Raw genomic sequence first — 3200 nt, 5'->3', positions numbered from 1 at the left:
TACTCGCCGAGCAGCCGCGCCAATATCCGGTTTACCTACACTCGCTCCTACCTGCTAGCCAATGCGGCGATTCGGGACGAGAACGGCAATATCACGGGCTTTGGCGTAGGGGGTGCCGTCAGCGAACCGATCTATGGCGTAGCAGATGACGGCTTTGGTGGCTCCATCGACAATGCCTCAGCAGACACCTACAGCGTCAACTTTGACTGGGGCATCACCGATCGATTTGGGATCTTCAGCCGCTATAGTTATGGCTCTCTGTACGTTGATCCCCTCCAAGCTGGTCGCAGCGACGGCAGCATTGACGCTCAGTCGTTCCAAGCAGGGTTGGCCTTTCCCGACCTTGGGAAAGATGGGGCTCTACTCACCCTGTCCTACTTGATTCCCTTTTCCATCTTAGATGGACGGGAGTTTCTAGCCTCGGGCGGCGGTGATGGGGGAATTCAGTACGAATTTGAAGCGACCTACTTCTATCCCCTGGGCAACAATATTTCCCTAGCGCCCACCCTTTATGTGATCAACAATCCCAACAACTTTGACTCCAATCCAACCATCTGGGTTGGAAACCTACGGATGCAGTACGCATTCTAGCGATCGCTGCCTGACCTACAGAGCTAAACCATCCCTACGCTAAGCCCCATGGATGAACGTTCCACAGCGTAGGGATACCCCTCAGCTCTTGGACTAAGGCATGTGACCCGCACCGATGTCTAACGCTATGGCTAAACAGGACTGAGTACATCTCAGTCTTTTTTTTGGCTTTCCAGATTCTGGGACGTCAGTGACGTATACACCTAAGCATTTCTGCTAGGGTCAGAAGGTCAACTCTCAAAAAACCGCGATCGCATCCTTGCGGTCTCTACTATTCCTGTCTATCGTATAAGCCATTGCGCTACTCGCCGTTTCTACCGCACCTATGATAGACCCCAGCCTATCGATTGATACATCCCTTCCTGACACATCCCTTGAAGGCGATCGCCATATCATCGCCCTAGGGCAGCTCCTCACCAGTGAAGATCAACCTCGTAAGCATTTCAACCCGCAGAAAATGCAGGAACTCACCGAGTCGGTGAAAACCCACGGGATCCTGGAGCCCTTAATTGTTCGTCCCATTGACGACAACTTATACGAATTGGTTGCTGGAGAACGGCGCTACCGAGCGGCCCAAGCTGCTGGTCTCCACGAGGTTCCTGTCGTTGTGCGAGCCCTGACCCGCGAAGAAGCCCTGCAGTTGGCACTTGTCGAGAACCTACAGCGGGAAGACTTGAATGTGGTAGAAGAGACCGAAAGCTTGATTATGTTGCTGTCATTGCGGCTCAATCAACCGGTCAAAGATATCCCATCCCTCTTACATCGCCTTGCCAAATCTTCCGACAACGTTGTCGGAACAGCCGATGAATATGTTCTCGAACAAATTCAGGCTATCTTTCAAAGCATTGGAACCCTCTCCTGGACATCGTTTGCGACCCATCGCTTGCCACTTCTCAACTTGCCACCTCACCTTTTAGAAGCCCTACGGTCAGGACAGATTGCCTACACCAAAGCCAGGGCGATCGCTAAATTGAAGGAAACCAAGCGGCAGCAGAACCTACTCAAAGACGCTATTCGAGGGGATCTATCCCTACGAGACATCCAGTCCCGTATCGAATCACTTGCAGACGTCCCCCAGGAGAGCACCCTTCCCGAACCGGTCTATGCTCCATCCTTGGATCAACGCTGTGCTGACCTCAGTCGCCAGTTGCGCCGTAAAAAGGCGTGGCAAAACGATAGTAAGCGAAAGCAAGTTGAAAAGCTGATTGCAGAACTTGAAGCCATCCTCATGAACGATGATGAGTCTTGAGATCAACCTCGATCAGCCAAGACTTGCTTGCACAAATAGCTCTCCGTCGAACTCACGCTCAATCAAGAGCGGCATAATTGGGCAGTTGCACTACAAAAAATGTCCAGCCCGCATCGCTCGTAACTTGCAGATCTCCCTTGAGACGCTTCACCAGCTTATGCGTTAGCTTCAACCCTAAGCCTCGACGGTTACTCGTAGCCGATTCTGCGGACTGAAAAATAGATGTCAAGTAAGCTACATCCTCTGGCGCAAGCTCCGCTTGGTTGCTGACCATAAACGTCGTCATAAAGCAGGGAGGCTCTCCCAAACCGACCGGCATGGGCGATCGCGACACCTCTAGGACAATCTTGCCACGGGGAGATGTATACCGACAGGCGTTATCGAGCAGTTCACCCAAGATTTGCTCTAAATCCGTGATATCTGTCACCATAGACGAAATGTAGGGTGGCAAAGTGACCTGGAGAAGTTGGCGCTCAGTTTGTGCCTGCTGGCGATAGGGTTCAATCATCGTGGGCAGACGCTGCTGCAGATTGATCATCTCTGGACGGAGAGACCGAGCCCCAGTTTCCAAGCGCTGGAGATCAAAGAGATTATTAATCAGCCTTAATTCACGAGTACACTCTGAGCGCATCAGTTCAATATAGCGCTGCATTTTCTGCACATTGGGAGACTTACGCAGCATTTCTACAGCCATTGAAATATTAGTAAGCGGCCCCCGCAGTTCTTCCGACGCCGTACTCATAAACTCGTCTTTGAGGTAGTTAGATTGCTCTAGTTTTTCAATCTGCTGTTGCAGCTTCAGAATCGACTGCCGTTTGCTCAGGCGTGTAGCGATCGCCTCTAGAAGTTCCGTTCGCAAAAATGGTTTACTCAGATAGTCATCAGCTCCCAGATTCATCCCTTGGCGCATATCGGCGGCTGTCGCCTTTGCTGTTAGAAAAATGAACGAGGCTAGGGCTGTCGTTGGATCTTGGCGCAGCTCAGATAATACGCTGTGTCCATCTAGTTCAGGCATCATGACATCACAAATAACTAAGTCGGGTGATCGAGTTTGAGCTAATTGGACGCCGGAGCGTCCGTTATCTGCCTGATCAACTTCAAACCCTTCTGCTTCTAAAATATCAACGATGTTACTGCGAAGAATTTCTTCATCTTCAATGACCAGAATTCTAACCATAAAAACTCAGAGCTTACTTATAAAAATCGTAGATTCAACTATTCATGGTCTTCGAAAAGAACCATTGATCTTTCTTGGTCGTTATCTACAGGATAGACCATAGTCAAAAAGTAGGGCGATTTGAACTTAGAAGAACGAGCTAACCCTGTTCCTTTAAACTATGGGTTAATTTTCAATGAGGGT

Annotated in this window: 3 protein-coding genes; 2 read left to right on the top strand and 1 reads right to left on the bottom strand. The window is 50.1% G+C overall.

The window, feature by feature from the left end; translation table 11 throughout:
* A partial coding sequence (locus V6D20_04885) for a carbohydrate porin (GenBank protein HEY9815124.1) occupies positions 1 to 591 on the top strand: 591 nt, incomplete at its 5' end.
* Positions 592 to 916: 325 nt separating this feature from the next.
* Positions 917 to 1840: a ParB/RepB/Spo0J family partition protein gene (locus tag V6D20_04880; GenBank protein HEY9815123.1), complete on the top strand. Its 924-nt coding sequence runs from the start codon at positions 917 to 919 to the stop codon at positions 1838 to 1840.
* A gap of 58 nt (positions 1841 to 1898) precedes the next feature.
* Here V6D20_04880 and V6D20_04875 read toward each other — a convergent pair whose 3' ends face one another.
* A complete protein-coding gene (locus tag V6D20_04875) occupies positions 1899 to 3017 on the bottom strand; it encodes a response regulator (GenBank protein HEY9815122.1) in 1119 nt (372 codons plus the stop codon).
* Positions 3018 to 3200 lie beyond the last annotated feature (183 nt).

The sequence above is a fragment of the Candidatus Obscuribacterales bacterium genome, assembly GCA_036703605.1.
Taxonomy (GTDB): domain Bacteria; phylum Cyanobacteriota; class Cyanobacteriia; order RECH01; family RECH01; genus RECH01.
This window is presented reverse-complemented; position numbering and strand designations above follow the sequence as displayed.